Consider the following 16,908-nt stretch of genomic DNA (forward strand, 5'->3'; position numbering starts at 1 on the left):
TTGCGGCCAACCAAAGGAGCTCTTTAACAATCGATTACTTGCTGGCAACCGTCTCCGGTTGCCAGCCGCCGCCAAGGGCCTTGTAGATCGCGACAATGCCGCGATACAGGTCAACTTCGGCCTGGGCCTGACTGTCTTCGGCATTCAGCCGCTCACGCTGCGCGTCGAGCAGCACGAGGAAGTCCGTCGTGCCTTCGCGATAGCGGATTTCAGCCAGGTCGGCAGCCTTGCGGCTTGATTCACTCTGACGGATCAGCGAGATCAGGCGTTGCTGACGCTTGCCGTAATCGCTGAAGGCGTTTTCCGACTCTTCCAGGGCCAGCAGCACTTGCTGTTCGTAGGTCGCCAGTGCGCCTTCGGCTTCAGCATCGGCGCCACGCAAACGGGCGCGTACGCTGCCAAGATCGAACGCCGCCCACGTGATGCTCGGGCCGAGTGCCCAGGCGTTGGCCGCAGAGGAACCGATCTGCGAACCCCGCCCGGCCGTCCAACCGAGGAAGCCGCTGAGGCTGACACGTGGGAACAGATCGGCTTTCGCGACGCCGATGCGCGCTGTGGCCGAAGCCAGGTTGCGTTCCGCGCTGAGGATGTCCGGACGACGTTGCAGCAGTTCGCCCGGGTCACCGATCGGCAAGGCTTTGGCAATCGCTGGCAAGTCTTTTGGACTCAGATCGACGGTCAGCTTGTCCGGACGCTCTCCGAGCAGGGTGGCGATGCGGTTTTTCTGCCGAACCTGTTCCGCCTGCAACTGCGGCACGGTGGCTTCAACGTTGGCCAGACGCGCATCGGCGCGCTCGACATCGAGCTGATCACCGACACCAGCGTCTCGCAGGCTGATGGTGATCTTGCGCGATTCCACCTGATTGTTCAGGTTGGCCACGGCGATCTTTTCGCGCAGTTGCGCGCCGCGCAGTTGACCGTAAGCGTCCACGAGTTCGGCAATCATGGTGACTTGCAGTTGATACAGATCGGCTTCGGCCGCTTGCTGGTCGGCGTCGCTGGCTTCCAGATTGCGCTGGATGCGACCGAACAGATCAAGCTCCCAAGCCATGTCCAGACCGAGGTCATAGCGTTCGCTGTTGACCCGGTTGGTGGTCTGGCCAGGGATTTGGCCCTTGGCCAGGTCACTGCTGGCGCGGCTGGTGATGGTCGGCATCGCATCGTTGCTGGCGTCGTCGCGGATCGCCCGGGCGGCTTTCCAGCGGGCGAATGCCACGCGCAGTTCACGGTTGCCTTGCAGCGATTGGGTCACCAACTGGTTGAGGGTCGGATCGTCGAATTGCTGCCACCAGATGCCTTCGAATTTCGAACGGTCGAAGTTCTTTTGCCCGGCGGCGCCGTCGGTGACGGCCGTGATATTGGCCGCCTCCGTGGCTGGGGTCTTGTAGTCGGGGCCGACGGCGCAGGCAGTGAGGGCCAGCACCAGCAGACTCGGCAGGAAGGCTTTCAGACTCATTGTTGCGCCTCCAGTTTCAGAGCTTTGGCCGCTTTGCGGGCTTCGCCGCGTTCGACAAAATTACGGATCAGTACGTAGAACACTGGCGTCAGCAACAGACCGAAGAAGGTCACCCCGAGCATCCCGGAGAACACCGCCACACCCATGGCGTGACGCATCTCGGCACCGGCACCGCTGGAGAACACCAGTGGCACCACACCCATGATGAAGGCGAAGGATGTCATCAGGATCGGCCGCAAACGCAGACGGCAAGCTTCGAGTACCGCCGCGAGCGGGTCGAGGCCTTCTTCCTGTTTGTCCTTGGCGAACTCGACGATCAGAATCGCGTTCTTACACGCCAGTCCCACCAGTACGATTAAACCGATCTGGGTGAAGATGTTGTTGTCGCCGCCGGAGATGATCACACCGGTGATGGCCGACAGCAGGGTCATCGGTACGATCAGGATCACCGCCAGTGGCAGGCTCCAGCTTTCGTATTGAGCGGCGAGCACGAGGAACGCCAGCAGTACGCAGAGCGGGAACACGAACAGCGCGGTGTTGCCGGACAGGATCTGCTGGTAGGTCAGGTCGGTCCACTCGTAGGTCATGCCGTTCGGCAGTTCATCTTTCAGCAGTTTCTCGATGGCTTTTTCCGCCTGGCCGGAGCTGTAGCCCGGGGCAGCCGCGCCGTTGATTTCTGCGGTGATGAAGCCGTTGTAGTGCATCACGCGATCCGGGCCCGAGGTGTCGCTGACCTTGATGAAGGTCGCCAACGGGATCATTTCGCCTTTGTTGTTGCGTACTTTCAGCTGGCCGATCTGATCGGATTCAAGGCGGAACTGTTGTTCGGCCTGAACGTTGACCTGATAGGTGCGCCCGAAGCGGTTGAAGTCGTTGGCATACAGCGAACCCAGGTAGATCTGCAGGGTGTCGAAGATGTCGCTGACGGCCACGCCGTGGGTCTTGGCTTTTTCACGGTCGATGGCAGCATCGACCTGTGGCACGTTCACCGTGTAACTGGTGAACAGACCGGCCAGTTCCGGCACGCTATGGCTCTTGTTGATGATGTTCATGGTTTCTTTGTACAGCTCGTCGTAGCCCAGGTTGCCCCGGTCTTCGATTTGCAGACGGAAGCCACCAATGGTGCCCAGACCTTGTACCGGCGGTGGCGGGAAGATCGCCATGTACGCCTCTTGAATGTTTGCGTACTGGCCGTTCAAGGCACCGGCAATTGCACCGGCGGACATGCTCGGGTCTTTACGCTCGTCGAACGGTTTCAGGGTCACGAAGACGATGCCGGCGTTCGGGCTGTTGGTGAAGCCGTTGATCGACAGACCCGGGAACGCTACGGCGCTTTCCACGCCTGGCTGTTTCAGTGCCATGTCGGACATGCGCTTGATGACTTCTTCGGTGCGATCCAGGCTCGAAGCATCGGGCAGTTGCGCGAAAGCCACCAGGTATTGCTTGTCCTGGCCCGGTACGAAACCGGTCGGCGTGCTGGAGAAACCGAAAAACGTCAGCACCATCAGACCTGCGTACAAAAGAAGGGCGATGCCGCTGCCACGGATAACCCGGCGCACGGTGCCGACGTAACCATGGCTGGCACGGTCGAAGAAGCGGTTGAACGGACGGAACAGCCAGCCACCGAAGATCTTGTCGAGCACCTTGGAGAAGCGGTCTTTCGGTGCATCATGGCTTTTCAGCAACACAGCGGCCAGTGCTGGCGACAGGGTCAGCGAGTTGAACGCCGAGATCACGGTCGAGATCGCGATGGTCAGTGCGAACTGTTTGTAGAACTGCCCGGTGAGGCCGGAAATGAACGCCGCCGGAACAAACACCGCACACAGCACCAGCGCCGTGGCAACGATCGGGCCAGTCACTTCACGCATCGCCCGTTTAGTGGCTTCGACCGGGTTCAATCCGAGTTCGATGTTCCGCTCAACGTTCTCTACCACTACGATGGCGTCGTCGACCACGATACCGATCGCCAGTACCAGGCCGAACAGCGACAGCGCATTCAGCGAGAAGCCGAACAGGTGCATCACCGCAAACGTACCGATCAACGATACCGGCACCGCCACCAACGGAATGATCGAGGCGCGCCAGGTTTGCAGGAACAGGATCACCACCAGTACCACGAGGATCAGTGCTTCGAAGAGGGTGTGAACCACCGCTTCGATCGAGCCGCGCACGAAGATCGTCGGGTCATAGACGATGCTGTAGTCCATGCCTTGCGGGAAGTTTTTCTTCAGCTCGTCCATCTTGCCGCGAACATCGTTAGAGATGTCGATGGCATTGGAGCCTGGACGCTGGAAGATCGGGATGGCCACCGCCGGCTGGTTGTCCAGCAACGAACGCAGCGCGTATTGGCTGGAACCCAGCTCAACGCGAGCGATGTCCTTGAGGCGAGTGATTTCACCGTTGTCGCCTGCGCGAATGACGATGTTCTCGAACTCTTCTTCGCTGACCAGACGCCCTTGCGTGTTCACCGACAGCTGGAAGCTCTGGGCATTCGGGGCAGGGGGCGCACCCAATTGACCGGCCGCGACCTGACGGTTCTGTTCACGAATGGCGGTGACCACGTCGGTTGCAGTCAGATTGCGCGAAGCGGTCTTGTTCGGATCGAGCCAGACACGCAGCGAGTAATCGCCCATACCGAACAGCTGCACGTCACCGACACCGTTCAGACGAGCCAGCTCATCCTTGATGTTGAGGATCGCGTAGTTGGACAGATAGAGCATGTCGTAGCGCTTGTCCGGTGAGGTCAAGTGCACAACCATGGTCAGGTCGGGCGATGCCTTGTCGACGGTGATACCGATGCGCGTCACTTCCTCGGGAAGTTTCGGCTCGGTACGGGTCACCCGGTTTTGCACCTGCACCTGCGCATTGTCCAGGTCAGTGCCCAGGGCGAAGGTGATGGTCAGGGTGATCTTGCCGTCGGCGGTCGACTGCGAGGACATGTACAACATGTTCTCGACGCCGGTGATGGCTTGCTCCAGCGGAGCGGCCACGGTTTCACCGATGACTTTAGGGTTGGCGCCGGGGAAGTTGGCACGTACCACCACGGTTGGCGGCACGACTTCCGGGTATTCGCTGATCGGTAGCTGGAACAGCGAGATCGCACCGGCGATCAGGATCAACAGCGACAGCACCGCTGCGAAGATCGGCCGTGAAATGAAGAATTGGGAAAAATTCATCGGAGTTGTCGTCCCTTAACCGCGTGGGGTCGTAGCAGCCAGCTTCACAACCGCACCGGACGCGCCTTTGGCAGGGGCGACTTTGGGCAGGTTGCTGGCTTCCAGCGCTTGACGTTGTTGAGCGAGTGCCGCGATGGTCTGTTCGCTGGCCATCGGCACCACTTCAGGAGTGACCGGTGAGCCAGGACGAACCCGTTGCAGACCCTTGACGATGATCGTGTCGTCCTTGTTCAGGCCGGTACGGACGATGCGCAGGCCTTCGATTTTCGGACCGAGTTCGACGGCGCGGTAGACCGTTTTGTTGTCTGCATCCATCACCAGTACGAACTTCTTGCCGAGGTCGGTACCAACGGCTTCGTCGTTGATCAGCATGGCGTTGTAGGTGCCGCTGCCGACCAGTTTCAACCGTGCATACAGGCCCGGGGTGTAGGTGCCGTCGCGGTTATCGAATACCGCGCGACCACGGATGGTGCCGGTTTTCGGGTTGACCTGGTTGTCGACGAAGTTCATCTGGCCGAGGTGCGGGTTGCCGTCTTCGTTGGACAGCCCCATGTACACCGGGGTGGTTGCGCCGCGCTGACCGTTACGGGCCAGTTGGGTGTACTTGAGGAATACACGCTCGTCGGCGTCGAAGTAGGCATAAACGCGGTCAGTAGAGACCACACTGGTCAGCGGCGTGGTGTCGGCGGTCACCAGGTTGCCGGCGGTGATCTCGGCACGGCTGACGCGGCCACTGATCGGCGCGGTGACGCGGGTGAAGCTGAGGTTCAGTTTGGCCAGGTCCAGTTGCGCTTGCAGGGCACCGACGGCGGCGCGGGCTTCTTGTGCAGCGCTGGTGCGCGAGTCGGCCAGTTCGGCGGAAATGGCGTTGCTGGCACGCAGGCGTTCACCACGACCGGCTTCGTTTTCACTGCGGGTGGCATTGGCGCGGGACTGGGCGACCAGTGCTTCGAGGCGGCGCACCTCAGCCTGGAACGGACGCGGGTCGATCTGGAACAGCAGGTCGCCTTTCTTGACCAGCGCGCCCTCAGTGAAAGCGACGTCGTCGATCTGGCCGGAGACCCGTGGACGTATTTCAACGGTTTCCGGTGCTTCGAGGCGCCCGGTGAATTCGTCCCACTCGTTGACCGGTTGTTCCAGCACCTTGGCCACGCTGACTTTCGCTGCGGGCATAGTGGCGGCAGTCTCCGGAGTCTTGCCGCAGGCGCTCATCACCAGTACGGCCAACATGGCCAACGGGAAGCGCAAATGTTTGAGTGACTGTTCCATGGATGCATCCGCCAATGTATTGAAGATGGGCGGATGATGCTCGGCGAGGTGTGATGGCACGAATCGAATGAAGCAAAGGTAACTATCATTCGGAATGATATAAGAGCCGAACGAGCCCTCTAGCATGCACCTTTCGTTAGGTGGCTATCAATCGGGTTGATGGCAATTCTCTGTTGCCGGTCGTGCAAAAATCAGGGCCGAGGCTGCGCGGCGAGGATTACGCGGGGATTAAAAATGCCGAACCCGCCATGGTGGCGGGTTCGGCGACACGGTCAGAGTTTCGGTAACTGGCCGATGCGGCCGATCATTTCCGTCACGACCTGCAGGTCCAGCTGGAATTGCTCGACGGTTTTGAACTCGCCATCTGTGTGACCGGTGTACTTCACGTTCGGCATGGCCAGACCGAATTGCACGCCATTCGGCAGTTCATGCACCGAGGTGGCGCCAGCGGAGGTGCCGAACTCATGTTTCATGCCGAGGTTTTCAGTCGACACTGCCAACAGCGCCTTGACCCACTCACCCTCAGGATTGCGGTACATCGGCTCGGCAATCGAATAGTCGAAGGCAACGGCTACGTGGCTTTTCTTGCTCCAGGCAGCCAGTTTCTCAGCGATTTCAGCCTTGAGCTTCTCCGGCGACTTGCCCTTCGGCACGCGCAGGTTGACCGCGAGTTTGAAGGCTTTGTCATCCATTCCGACGTAGGTCAGCGACGTTGTCAGCGGCCCCATGAAGGCATCGGAGAAGCCGACACTCAGCTTGTTGCCCAGGTAATCCAGACCCCAGTTATCGGCAGCGTAACGCGCGGCATCGGTGATGTGGTTGTGCTTGAACGCGACTTTGCCATCAAGGCTATTGATGAAGACCAGCAACCGCGCGACCGGGTTGACCCCAGACTCTGGCTCGGAGGAGTGCGCAGATACGCCGGTCACGGTGAGTTTGACGTCTTTGCCGTCGACCTTGGCGCTCACCTGAAAATCGCCGCCATTGCGCTTGGCAAACTCGTCACCGGCCTTCTGCAGACTGGCAGCCAGTTCCGCAGGTTTATCGGTGACCAGCGTAGCGACCGACGCCGACGGAATCTGGTTGGTCGCCAGGCCGCCGGTCATCGAGATGATTTCCGCCCCTTTGCCTTCACCTTTGCGCTTGGCAAAGTTAGCCATGACGGTGCCGTAGCCTTTCTCGGCAATCACCACCGGATAACCGCCGTCCAGCGCGAGGTTGTAGTTCGGCGTCGGATTGCGTTCGAAGTAGTAAGGGATCGCATCGCCCGTGGTTTCTTCAGTGGTGTCGACCAACAGCTTGAAGTTGCGCACCAACGGCAGCTTTTCTTCCTTGATGACTTTCATGGCATACAGCGTGACCACGATGCCGTTCTTGTCATCCTCGGTGCCGCGACCATACATGCGATCGCCGATCAGGGTGATCTTGAACGGGTCGAGGCGGGTGCCATCCTTGAGCACCCAGTTTTCCGGCGTCACCGGTACCACGTCGGCGTGCGCATGAATGCCGACCACTTCATCGCCGCTACCGTCGAGGGAAATCTCGTAGACGCGATTGTCGATATTGCGGAATTTCAGATTGAACGACTCGGCAAGGCTCTTGATCTTCGCCGCGATCTTGATGAATTCCGGGTTGGCGTGCTGTTCGACGCCGTCCTTGCGATAGGTCGGGATCTCGACCAGTTCGCGCAGGGTTTCGGTGGCGGCTGCGCTGTACTTCGCGCGCGTGTAGATACCCAGCAGACGATAGATTTCATTCTGCTGATCGGCATTCAACGTCTTGTTGTCGAGGTAAGCAGCAATGGCCGGACCGATGTCGGCAGTTTTCGCCAGATCGCTCTTGCCCAGATTGCCGAGGAACTGGCGGAAGTCCGTGGCTTTGTCGGCGCTGTAGGTCTTGAGGATTTCAGCGCTCTGTTGCGGGGTGATATTGGCTTGCGCAGGTGCAGCGAACGCGGAAAGACCAGCCAGCATCAAGGTGGTGGCAGCCAGTTTTTTGAAAGGGACATTCATTACGAAGGGCATTCCTTTGCAGGGCAGTGAGTAAGGCGTATCTCAACGCTGAGACACATACACTTACAAACTAACACCGTGCCAGAGCCTTGCGGGAGTCCTGAAAGGGGATCTGTCGCACAAAAATGCAAAAGAGGCGCAGATATGAATAACTATTTTACGTCGCTCTATCCGTTCTTTCTGAGTGGTGGCACTATGAAATTACTTTCAAGGATGGGACTACAAACGTGGCGGCAAACTTCTTTACCCGCGACCAATTCGACTGTTTGAGTACATGGCAGAAAAGGGTCTTTGACAAGACCGACATTGCACACCGGCAAGCCTACAGTCAGTTGCGCGAGGCCTACGACATCACCAAGCAGTGGGCAATTGAACTGCAACGGCGTGTATTCCCAGACAGCATTGCTCCTCGAGTCATTCGCAGGCCAATTGGCCAATGGCAGAAGACGTTTTTGGGCTACAACTGGGCACGAATCTATCCTCGTGCTGACGCTCCCCAAGGTCTGGCCTACACCGTAGGTATTGATGCTACTTGGGGCTTTGTCGTCAAACTTGATCTGGTCGATACAAAAAACGCCGATAAAGCGTTGCGCGACCGCTATGACAAACTGCGCGGCCCTTATCAGTACTCACCTATTGTTGCGACCTTGCCGGCTGAAGAGGGCATGGCGCGTGGCTTTCAGGGGATTGTCGACTGGAGTGTCGAGGCCATTTCAAAATTTGTGATTGGATACGACGACATGGCTAAACAGCTTGGCTTGACCACCTCGACTGATGTGATGGAAATATTGAACCATTTTCAGGTCAGCAAAGACTTTAGAGAGCGACAGCCGAAATGGAGCCGTGAGACGAGACAGTTGTTTACCCGGCTGGCCGTTGCAATACATGAACTGGGTTTTGATTGGTGGTCTACCAAGTCGACTAACGCTCAGTTGGTCTTCGGCAGAAAGCAGCCGGGTGCGACGAGGGGATCATCCACGGGCATATTGTTCGTGCAAACGCATCGTGTGTCGGTCAGGTGGGTATCGTTCGGCGGTGTGAATACAATTTCGGAAAACCAGGATCTGAGTGAGGCACTCGTGGCATCGGTCGAAGCGATAGATGCCCGTAATAACGGTATCTGGCCCCAGCAAGGGCGGACCTTCAGGCGCAGAGGTTTATGGCCCGATGATTACGGCAGCGAGGAGGAAGTGGGCGCAGAGGAGGGTGAACATCCCGATAGCCTTGGATCGATCAAGGGAGCGACCGCTCCACGGAATCGAATTTATTTTGGCCCGCCGGGCACTGGCAAAACCCGCAAGCTGCAAGAGTTGCTTCGCGACGACTACACCTCCGGCGATGGGATAAAACGCTATGAATTTGTCACCTTCCACCAATCGTATGGCTACGAAGAGTTCGTCGAAGGTCTGCGTCCGGTGCTTGTCGATCCCGAAGACCTGACTCTGGAAAAGACACAAGCAGACTCTTCAAAGGATGTCCGGTACGAGATCAAAAAAGGTGCATTCTTACGGCTGTGCGAAGAGGCGCAGAAATATCCTGATCAGCAATACGCGATGGTGATTGACGAAATCAACCGCGGCAACATCAGCAAGATTTTTGGCGAGTTGATCACACTGATTGAAGTCGACAAGCGCAAGGGCGGCGAATATGAGGTAACCCTGACGTTGCCCTACTCGAGCAATCCATTCAGCGTTCCCTCAAATGTTGACGTGATTGGGACGATGAACACGGCTGACCGCTCACTGGCATTGGTAGATACGGCGTTGCGTCGCCGTTTCGAATTCATCGAGTTGATGCCAGAACCGTCTATGTTGGCCGAAATCGCGGTTTCCGAAGGCGGCCATACGATCTTTCTCGATAAATTGCTGACTGCACTCAACAGACGTATCGAGGCGTTGTACGACCGTGAACATGCCATTGGGCACGCGTATTTCACGTCATTAAAAAATCTCGCGTCCGAGGAGCGTTTCAAGGCTCTCGGCGGCATTTTCAAGACACGCATTATTCCGCTGCTGGAAGAGTATTTTTTCGAGGATTGGCAAAAAATTCGACTGGTACTGGGCGATAACCAGAAATCGGCGGACATGCTTCAGTTTGTCCAGGAGTTGAAAACCGACAGTCTGCCCAAGGACCTGTTTGGCGCCAATCACGGTCTGGATGAATACTCGCTGCGGCCTCAGTACCGTTTGAATGCGGATGCGCTGCATCACCCGCAAGCCTTTATCGAAATCTACGCGACGCTTGCTTAATGACGTCCATACAGATTTTCGAGTTCGATACGCTGGTACCCAAGGCTGACGGTGCAATTGGCAACACTGTCCCCGCGAAAGTATTTGCCTGGCTTGAAGAGCAATGCCTGACCCCTGACGTACTTGCGCCGGTCCGGATGAAATTGACAAGTCGTCGGGGGCGGCGCGCCATTCAGTTCTCCAACTATGTGGGCGTGCTCTGTGCTCCCTGTGGTTATCAAATAGAGATTCTGCCCAAGATCGGTCGCAATACGACTGTGGAAGACGCACGCAAAACGTTGATACAGATGCTCAAGTGTCTGCGAGGCTTTCGTCATATCAAGACATCCAATGCTGATCTTCAAAAGGAACAGATGCCGTTGTTCGAGGTATTTCTTCAGCAGTTTCTAGCGTCAGCAATGGATGTGGTAAAGCGAGGAGTTCGAAGTGACTACAGCACTCGGCAGGCTAATCTGTCGAGCCTGCGTGGCAAATTGTTGATAGCGGCTCATCTGTCGCAGAATGTGGTGCGTCGTGACCGGTTTTTCACCGAATACGGCGAGTTTATTCAGGACCGCGCTGAAAACAGGCTCATTCATGCAGCACTGCGCAAAGCGCTGGGTATGTGCAAAGTACCGGGTAACCAGCGCCTGGCGCGCGAGTTGTGTTTCGTGTTCGCCGACGTGCCTGTGTGCACTGATGTAGCTCAGGACCTCAAGCGTATCCGGCTGGATCGGGATATGAGCTATTACGAACCAGCGCTTGCCTGGGCGCGGTTGATCCTGCAAGGCGACAGCCCGGTGACAGGTGCAGGCAAGCACAACGCACCTTCCATGTTGTTTCCCATGGAGGCGGTGTTCGAAGCTTATGTGGCGAAGCACCTCGACGCTCAGGTCCGGCAGGGTTTCAATCTGCGGACCCAGACCAGCAAGCACCATTTAGTGAGCCACAAGCAGCAAGGCTGGTTCCGCCTCATACCGGATTTGTTGATAGAACAGGGCGGCCAAACTTGCCTGGTGCTCGATACGAAATGGAAGCTTCTGGATAGTGCCAAGGGAAACAGTGTTGAGAAATATCAACTCAGCCAGAGCGATTTCTACCAATTGCACGCCTACGCACACCTCTATTTGAAGAGCTCGGGGAGTGTCGTGTTGATCTACCCGTGGACGGAGTCATTTACTCAACCTTTGCCTGTATTCGACTTCACGAGTTCGAAAGAATTGAAGCTTTGGGTTGTGCCGTTTTGTATTAAAAGCCGCAAGTTGTTACTCCCCGAGACATCACCTTTGGGTCGTTGTCTCTATGGCAGTGAAACTCGCGAAATCCTGGAGCGGGAACCGATTCCAGGCGGAACTGAAAGAGTGGAGGCCGCTCAAGCGGATTTGATGGCTCCCTGAGTGACGTCACTAGTGAGTTCGGCATTATCATGAGCTAGCGTTCATGCACGCACCTTTCTGATCATTCGCCGGATACTGCCCCATGAGAGACCTGCCGCCCACCGCGACCTTGCGCGCATTTGAAGTTGCCACCCGGCACTTGACCTTTACGTCGGCCGCACAAGAGCTACACGTGACTCAAAGCGCGGTCAGTCATCAGCTCAAACATCTTGAAGCCCTTTGGGGAGTGCAGTTGTTTGAACGTGGCAAGGCGTTACGCCTCACAGCAGCGGGGGCTGCGCTGGCGCCTATCGTGCGGGAGTTTTTCATCAGCCTGGAGGCCACTTTGGGTGATTTGCGCGAGCAAAAAGACAGAGTTCGACTCAGCGTCAGCACCACCTATTCCTTCGCGCTCAAATGGCTGCTGCCACGCTTGCCGCGTCTCGCTCGTCAACACCCCGAGCTGCTGGTCTCGCTGGACACCACGGATAAAATAATCCACTTCTCTCACGGCCAGGCTGATGTTGCGATCAGACTCGGCAAGGGCGATTACCCCGGTCTGCATTCTGAGTTCCTGTTTGGGGAGCAGGTATTTCCTGTGGCCAGCCCCGAACTGTTGCGGCGCGTCGGAACTCCGCAGAACCCCGCAGAACTGTTGCAGTTTCCGCTGCTGACGCGGGATGGTGCCGAACTGGTACCAAAATGGGCGGTATGGTTTCAAGCCGTCGGGCTGGCCTATTTGCCGCTCAAGGAGAGCGTCAGATTTGGTGATACCAACATGACGGTCGAGGCAGCCTTGCTCGGTCAGGGCGTTGCATTAGTGCGCAGCGGGCATGTCGAGAACGAAATCAGCGATGGCCGTTTGGTGCGGCTGTTTGATGTGCCATTCCCATCACCGCTGGCTTACTACTTCGTCTGCCCCAAGGGCATTGAATCGCAACCGCACATCGCCAGCTTTCGCCAATGGCTCGTCGGCGAGGCACTGAAAGTCCAACGGCCGGATGAGTGAGTCATGAGCATTTGCTCATGTTGTGATGAGGAGGCTTCGCTTTAGTCCCGGTGCCGCATTGCCTAAAGTGGCGCATGCCTATCCATCTCATCTTCCTCGTACTTTTCGCCGCGCTCCTGCATGCCAGCTGGAATGCGCTGCTGCGTAGCGGTGCCGATCGGTTGTGGTCGATGACAGTGATGTGCATTGCCATCGCCATCACCAGTGTCGTCGCCGCAGCGTTCATGGTGCCCCCCGCGATTGAGAGCTGGCGCTACGCGGTGCTTTCAGGGTTGCTGCATGTCGGCTACAACCTGTTTCTGGTGCGCAGTTACCGGGTCGGCGACCTGGGGCAGATCTATCCGATTTCCCGTGGATCATCGCCGGTGTTGATCACTCTGGGGGCCGCCGTGTTTGCCGGAGAAAGCATCACGCCTGACTTGTTACTCGGTATTGCGCTGGTGTCAGGCGGGATTATGTCGCTGGCTTTCAGAGGGCGCAGTCTGTCGGTTCCCAGCCTGCCTTATGCGCTGGGAACGGGCGGCTTTATCGCGGCCTACAGCGTGGTTGACGGCATCGGCGCCAGGCTCTCGGGCGCGCCGCTAGCCTACACGGTGTGGATGTGTGCCCTGTGGGGCGTACTGATGCCAATGGTCTATATCGGCCTGCGCGATACCCGCAGCTTGTTCTCCGTCCGGCCCGGAACAGTGACCGCGCTGGTCGGCGGGCTGGTCTCTTTGCTCGCCTATGCAATGGTCATCTACGCCATGAACGAAGCGCCCTTGGGCGCGGTATCCGCATTGCGCGAAACCAGCGTGCTGTTTGCGGCGTTGATCGGCTATGTGTTTCTCGGCGAGACGCTCACCGCGCGCCGGATACTGGCATGCGTAGTGATCGCCAGCGGCACTCTCATCATCGGCTGATACAGCCAACGGCTCAGGAGTTAAGTTTCATGGTCAACGTATCGCAGGCACCGCTGATTCTGATTACGGGCGGAAGTCGTGGAGTAGGGGCAGCAACTGCCCGGCTGGCCGCCGCAAGAGGTTATGACGTGGCGATCAGCTACGTTGCCAACGAACCCGCAGCGCTGGCTGTGGTTGCGGATGTGCAAGCATTGGGGCAGCGGGCGTTGGCGGTGCGCGCGGACAGTGCGGATCCCCAACAGGTGGTCGATTTGTTCGCGGCGATCGACCACTCGTTCGGACGCATCGACGTCCTGGTCAATAACGCCGGGATGCTGGCGCCGCAGTCACGCCTGGAGGACCTCGGCTTCGAGCGAATGCAGCGCATCTTTGCGGTCAATGCCATTGGCCCAATTCTCTGTGCCCAACAGGCGGTGAAGCGCATGTCTTACCGCTACAACGGCCTGGGCGGCGTGGTGATCAATGTCTCATCGGCCTCGGCGCGCCTTGGCAGCCCCAATGAATATGTCGACTATGCGGCGTCAAAGGGAGCCTTGGAGACGTTCACCATTGGCTTTGCAAAGGAGGTCGCACGGGAAGGTATACGCGTTAACTGTATTCGCCCCGGACATATCTATACCGAAATGCACGCCAGTGGCGGTGAGCCGGGGCGGGTCGATCGTGTCAAGGACTCGATCCCGATGGGGCGGGGCGGACAGCCTGAGGAAGTGGCTCGCGGGATTCTATGGTTGGCGAGCGCGGAGGCATCATTCGTTACCGGTACATTCCTCGATGTAACGGGAGGTAAATGATTCAGTGGCAGGGATAATCGACTAGCTGCATTCGGCTTGCCTCACCTTGCGGCTCAATCCAGGCGTCTTGCCCGTAATGCGCTTGAATGCACGACTGAACGCGGCCTGGGATGTATAGCCCAAACGCTGCGCTACCTCTTCAATCGGTAGCCTTTCGAGGGTCAGCCACTGGCTTGCAAGCCGCATTCGCAGTTCGGTGACATAGCGTAGCGGAGCCATGCCAATCGTCGCCTGGAAGCGGTCCGCGAAGACCGAGCGTGAGGTGTTGCAGTGCTCTGCCAACTGCGCAACAGTCCAGTCGCGGCCCGGTTGTTGATGGAGCGCAAGCAGTGCACCGGCCAAGCGTGGATCGCGCAAGGCGGCGACCAGGCCAGAAGCATTGCCGCAGGCGCACTCCACCCAGCCGCGAACGACCATCGCAGCCACCACGTCGGCCAAACGCGCAAGGATGCCGGCGTAACCGACGCGTGCGGCGCTTACCTCGCGTTCCATGGTGGTCAGGATCGGCACCAGCCCAGGGTAACGCTGGCCGCCGGCATCAATCAGCATCAGGCCCGGCATCAGTCGGCCAAGGCCATGGATACTGCCCAGCTCAAACTCCATACAACCACTGAACAGAATAGTGCTCGGAGTGGCGCTGGCATCCGTTCCGGTATCCACCGCACTGACGGTCTCACCCAAGGGCGCACCGTCTAGACGATCGATGTCCTGGACAGGCGCGCCCTGATGGGAAGTCAGTTGATGGGCCGCGCCATGGGATATGAACACGGCGTTGCCGGCAGACAGCGCGTAGGTGCTGCCGTCCTCCATTCGCAGTACCGCATTGCCGACGGCCATGAAGTGGAACCAGGCATGCCCAGGTTTTTCCGCGAAACCCAAACCAAAGGCAGGACCCGCCTGAATACGCCGGTATTCAACGCCACGCAGACGCATGCCGCGCAACAGTTCGTTGATGAGGTCCGAGGAAAGGGCAAATTGATCTGCAGGCATCGTTCAGGTGTTTTGGTCAAAAAGTAGAGACTTTGGATCATAGATCATCCGGATTTCGGCGCCTAGACTTCGGCGCTAAATGAAGATCGGGAGATCCGTGCAATGACTGAATGTGTATGTAACACCGTGTCCGACCGCCATTGCGGCGTCGGCGCGGACGTAGAACCTGCAACCCCCGCGTGGATGGCAGTATTTTCGTTGGCAATGGGTGTGTTCGGGTTACTGACCGCTGAGTACCTTCCGGCCAGTTTGTTGACCCTGATGTCTACCGACCTGGGAGTGTCCGAAGCGCTGGCTGGCCAAGCGGTAACGGTGACAGCCGTGGTGGCGCTGTTCGCAGGCTTGCTGGTGCCAGGCCTGACCCGAAGCATCGACCGACGTTGGGTGTTGTTGGGTTTTTCCACGTTGATGGTCGCCTCCAATCTGTTGGTCGCCGTTTCCTCCAGCTTCGCGGTGCTGTTATTGATGCGCATCTTGCTGGGCATTGCCCTTGGCGGGTTTTGGAGCATGGCGGCGGCGGTTGCGATGCGCTTGGTGCCGAGTGCTTTGTTGCCCCGAGCGCTGTCGATCATTTTCAGCGGCATTGCCATCGGCACGGTCGTTGCCGTGCCGCTGGGGAGCTATCTGGGCGGGTTGTATGGCTGGCGCAGCGCGTTCTTTGCCGCGGCGGCGGTAGGCATGGTGACCCTGGCGTTCCAGTCGTTCACTCTGCCGCGTCTTGCGCCGCGCCGGCCGGCACGCCTGCGCACTGTACTCGAGGTGTTGCAGCGCCCAGGCATCGCCATGGGGATGTTCGGTTGTGTGCTGGTGCACAGCGGGCACTTCGCGATGTTTACCTATGTTCGGCCATTCCTTGAAGGGACTACCGGCATCGGCGCGCAAGGTCTGTCACTGATGCTGCTGGGGTTCGGTGTGGCGAACTTTGTCGGCACGCTGTTGGCCGGCAGGCTGCTGGAGCGCCACCCGCTGGCCACTCTGGTGCTGATGCCCGCGCTGGTCGGCGTTGCAGCGCTGGCGTTGGTGCTGTTGCCGGCCTCGGTGCCGGGGCAGGCGGTACTGCTGGCGGTCTGGGGCATGGCCTTTGGTGGTGTGCCGGTGGCGTGGTCGAACTGGGTCGCCAGCGCGGTACCTGATCAGGCGGAAAGCGCCGGAGGCATGGTAGTGGCCTCTGTGCAGTCAGCCATCGCCACTGGCGCTGCCGCCGGCGGTGCAATGTTCAGTCTCGGTGGCAGCGCAGGCGTATTCGTAGCGGCTGCCGTGCTGATGCTGCTGGCCGCGTTGCTGATTGCCCTGCGTGTCCGCGTTCCTTCTCGCCATGGCGTTCGCCAGTCCAAACCCGCGTTACACCTTTGATCCGGTTTGCCAAACCGCCTCGATCCGTCCGTAACCAGGGACGCAACCGTGTTATCGAGCTGCAGGCGGGGCGAACCGATCCTGCTCTGTTACTGAACACCCACACCGCTTCTGCGCCAGTTGGACTGGGTCCAACTGGCGCAGAAGCCGGATCCCGAAATCTGGCAGGGTTGGGTCAGTGAAGCGGCGGCCAGGAAAATCGATGCGACGTTTTGGAAGGTTTTCCAAGGCAGGGACGCCTTTCTTTAATCGCAGATAGATTGCGCTGAGTTTGCCGATGTTCGCCGTTCTAAAGTGCGCACCGTCGCGGTCGATAACTCAGAGTACGCATGGGCTCTATCTCCTC

At 58.4% G+C, this 16,908-nt stretch carries 11 protein-coding genes and 1 pseudogene; 7 read left to right on the forward strand and 5 right to left on the reverse strand.

The genetic code is table 11. The features are described from left to right. Positions 1-34: 34 nt before the first annotated feature. The 4 genes from ACRRSD_RS28255 to ACRRSD_RS28270 form a co-directional block, all read right to left on the reverse strand. The gene (locus ACRRSD_RS28255) at positions 35-1,456 is read right to left on the reverse strand and encodes an efflux transporter outer membrane subunit (protein WP_435036496.1); all 1,422 of its coding nucleotides are present in this window, start codon (positions 1,454-1,456) and stop codon (positions 35-37) included. After that, positions 1,453-4,632, reverse strand: coding sequence for an efflux RND transporter permease subunit (locus tag ACRRSD_RS28260; protein WP_122660530.1), 3,180 nt, complete (start codon positions 4,630-4,632; stop codon positions 1,453-1,455). Before ACRRSD_RS28260 ends, ACRRSD_RS28255 begins: the two co-directional genes overlap by 4 nt. A gap of 15 nt (positions 4,633-4,647) precedes the next feature. Next, complete coding sequence (gene mexE / locus ACRRSD_RS28265; protein WP_435036497.1) at positions 4,648-5,901, reverse strand: multidrug efflux RND transporter periplasmic adaptor subunit MexE; 1,254 nt, start codon at positions 5,899-5,901, stop codon at positions 4,648-4,650. Between the two features lie 272 nt (positions 5,902-6,173). Further along, positions 6,174-7,913 carry a dipeptidase gene (locus ACRRSD_RS28270; RefSeq protein ID WP_435036498.1) on the reverse strand — a complete coding sequence of 580 codons (1,740 nt, stop codon included), beginning with the start codon at positions 7,911-7,913 and terminating at the stop codon, positions 6,174-6,176. Between the two features lie 227 nt (positions 7,914-8,140). On the opposite strand from ACRRSD_RS28270, the gene ACRRSD_RS28275 reads away from it, so the two are divergent. From ACRRSD_RS28275 to ACRRSD_RS28295, 5 genes are all read left to right on the forward strand, one after another. Next, entirely contained in the window at positions 8,141-10,162 is a 2,022-nt protein-coding gene (locus ACRRSD_RS28275; RefSeq protein WP_435036499.1) for an McrB family protein, read from the forward strand. Further along, complete coding sequence (locus ACRRSD_RS28280; protein ID WP_435036500.1) at positions 10,162-11,538, forward strand: McrC family protein; 1,377 nt, start codon at positions 10,162-10,164, stop codon at positions 11,536-11,538. The genes ACRRSD_RS28275 and ACRRSD_RS28280 overlap by 1 nt, the downstream gene beginning before the upstream one ends. A gap of 82 nt (positions 11,539-11,620) precedes the next feature. Further along, a complete protein-coding gene (gene gcvA, locus ACRRSD_RS28285) occupies positions 11,621-12,526 on the forward strand; it encodes a transcriptional regulator GcvA (RefSeq protein ID WP_435036501.1) in 906 nt (301 codons plus the stop codon). Positions 12,527-12,600: 74 nt separating this feature from the next. Further along, positions 12,601-13,428 (forward strand): EamA family transporter, encoded by an 828-nt coding sequence (locus ACRRSD_RS28290; protein ID WP_435036502.1) that lies wholly within the window; start codon positions 12,601-12,603, stop codon positions 13,426-13,428. A gap of 29 nt (positions 13,429-13,457) precedes the next feature. After that, positions 13,458-14,219, forward strand: coding sequence for an SDR family oxidoreductase (locus ACRRSD_RS28295; RefSeq protein WP_435036503.1), 762 nt, complete (start codon positions 13,458-13,460; stop codon positions 14,217-14,219). Positions 14,220-14,240: 21 nt separating this feature from the next. On the opposite strand, the gene ACRRSD_RS28300 is transcribed toward ACRRSD_RS28295, so the two are convergent. Then, positions 14,241-15,209 carry an AraC family transcriptional regulator gene (locus ACRRSD_RS28300; protein ID WP_435036504.1) on the reverse strand — a complete coding sequence of 323 codons (969 nt, stop codon included), beginning with the start codon at positions 15,207-15,209 and terminating at the stop codon, positions 14,241-14,243. A gap of 102 nt (positions 15,210-15,311) precedes the next feature. Between ACRRSD_RS28300 and ACRRSD_RS28305 the strand changes: the two genes are divergently transcribed. Next, entirely contained in the window at positions 15,312-16,562 is a 1,251-nt protein-coding gene (locus tag ACRRSD_RS28305; RefSeq protein ID WP_435036505.1) for an MFS transporter, read from the forward strand. 39 nt (positions 16,563-16,601) lie between these two features. Continuing rightward, a pseudogene (locus tag ACRRSD_RS28310) lies at positions 16,602-16,811 on the forward strand (hypothetical protein); the annotation flags it as partial. Positions 16,812-16,908 lie beyond the last annotated feature (97 nt).

Origin of the sequence: Pseudomonas neuropathica (assembly GCF_051174785.1) — a bacterium.
Classification (GTDB): Bacteria; Pseudomonadota; Gammaproteobacteria; order Pseudomonadales; family Pseudomonadaceae; genus Aquipseudomonas; species Aquipseudomonas neuropathica_A.

Excerpts from the sequence above, each read along its gene's own strand:
- gcvA (WP_435036501.1), top strand. The coding sequence starts at position 11,621 with ATGAGAGACCTGCCGCCCACCGCGACCTTGCGCGCATTTGAAGTTGCC.
- ACRRSD_RS28305 (WP_435036505.1), top strand. The coding sequence starts at position 15,312 with ATGACTGAATGTGTATGTAACACCGTGTCCGACCGCCATTGCGGCGTC.
- ACRRSD_RS28290 (WP_435036502.1), top strand. The coding sequence starts at position 12,601 with ATGCCTATCCATCTCATCTTCCTCGTACTTTTCGCCGCGCTCCTGCAT.
- ACRRSD_RS28295 (WP_435036503.1), top strand. The coding sequence starts at position 13,458 with ATGGTCAACGTATCGCAGGCACCGCTGATTCTGATTACGGGCGGAAGT.
- mexE (WP_435036497.1), bottom strand. The coding sequence starts at position 5,901 with ATGGAACAGTCACTCAAACATTTGCGCTTCCCGTTGGCCATGTTGGCC.
- ACRRSD_RS28300 (WP_435036504.1), bottom strand. The coding sequence starts at position 15,209 with ATGCCTGCAGATCAATTTGCCCTTTCCTCGGACCTCATCAACGAACTG.
- ACRRSD_RS28255 (WP_435036496.1), bottom strand. The coding sequence starts at position 1,456 with ATGAGTCTGAAAGCCTTCCTGCCGAGTCTGCTGGTGCTGGCCCTCACT.
- ACRRSD_RS28280 (WP_435036500.1), top strand. The coding sequence starts at position 10,162 with ATGACGTCCATACAGATTTTCGAGTTCGATACGCTGGTACCCAAGGCT.
- ACRRSD_RS28260 (WP_122660530.1), bottom strand. The coding sequence starts at position 4,632 with ATGAATTTTTCCCAATTCTTCATTTCACGGCCGATCTTCGCAGCGGTG.
- ACRRSD_RS28270 (WP_435036498.1), bottom strand. The coding sequence starts at position 7,913 with ATGAATGTCCCTTTCAAAAAACTGGCTGCCACCACCTTGATGCTGGCT.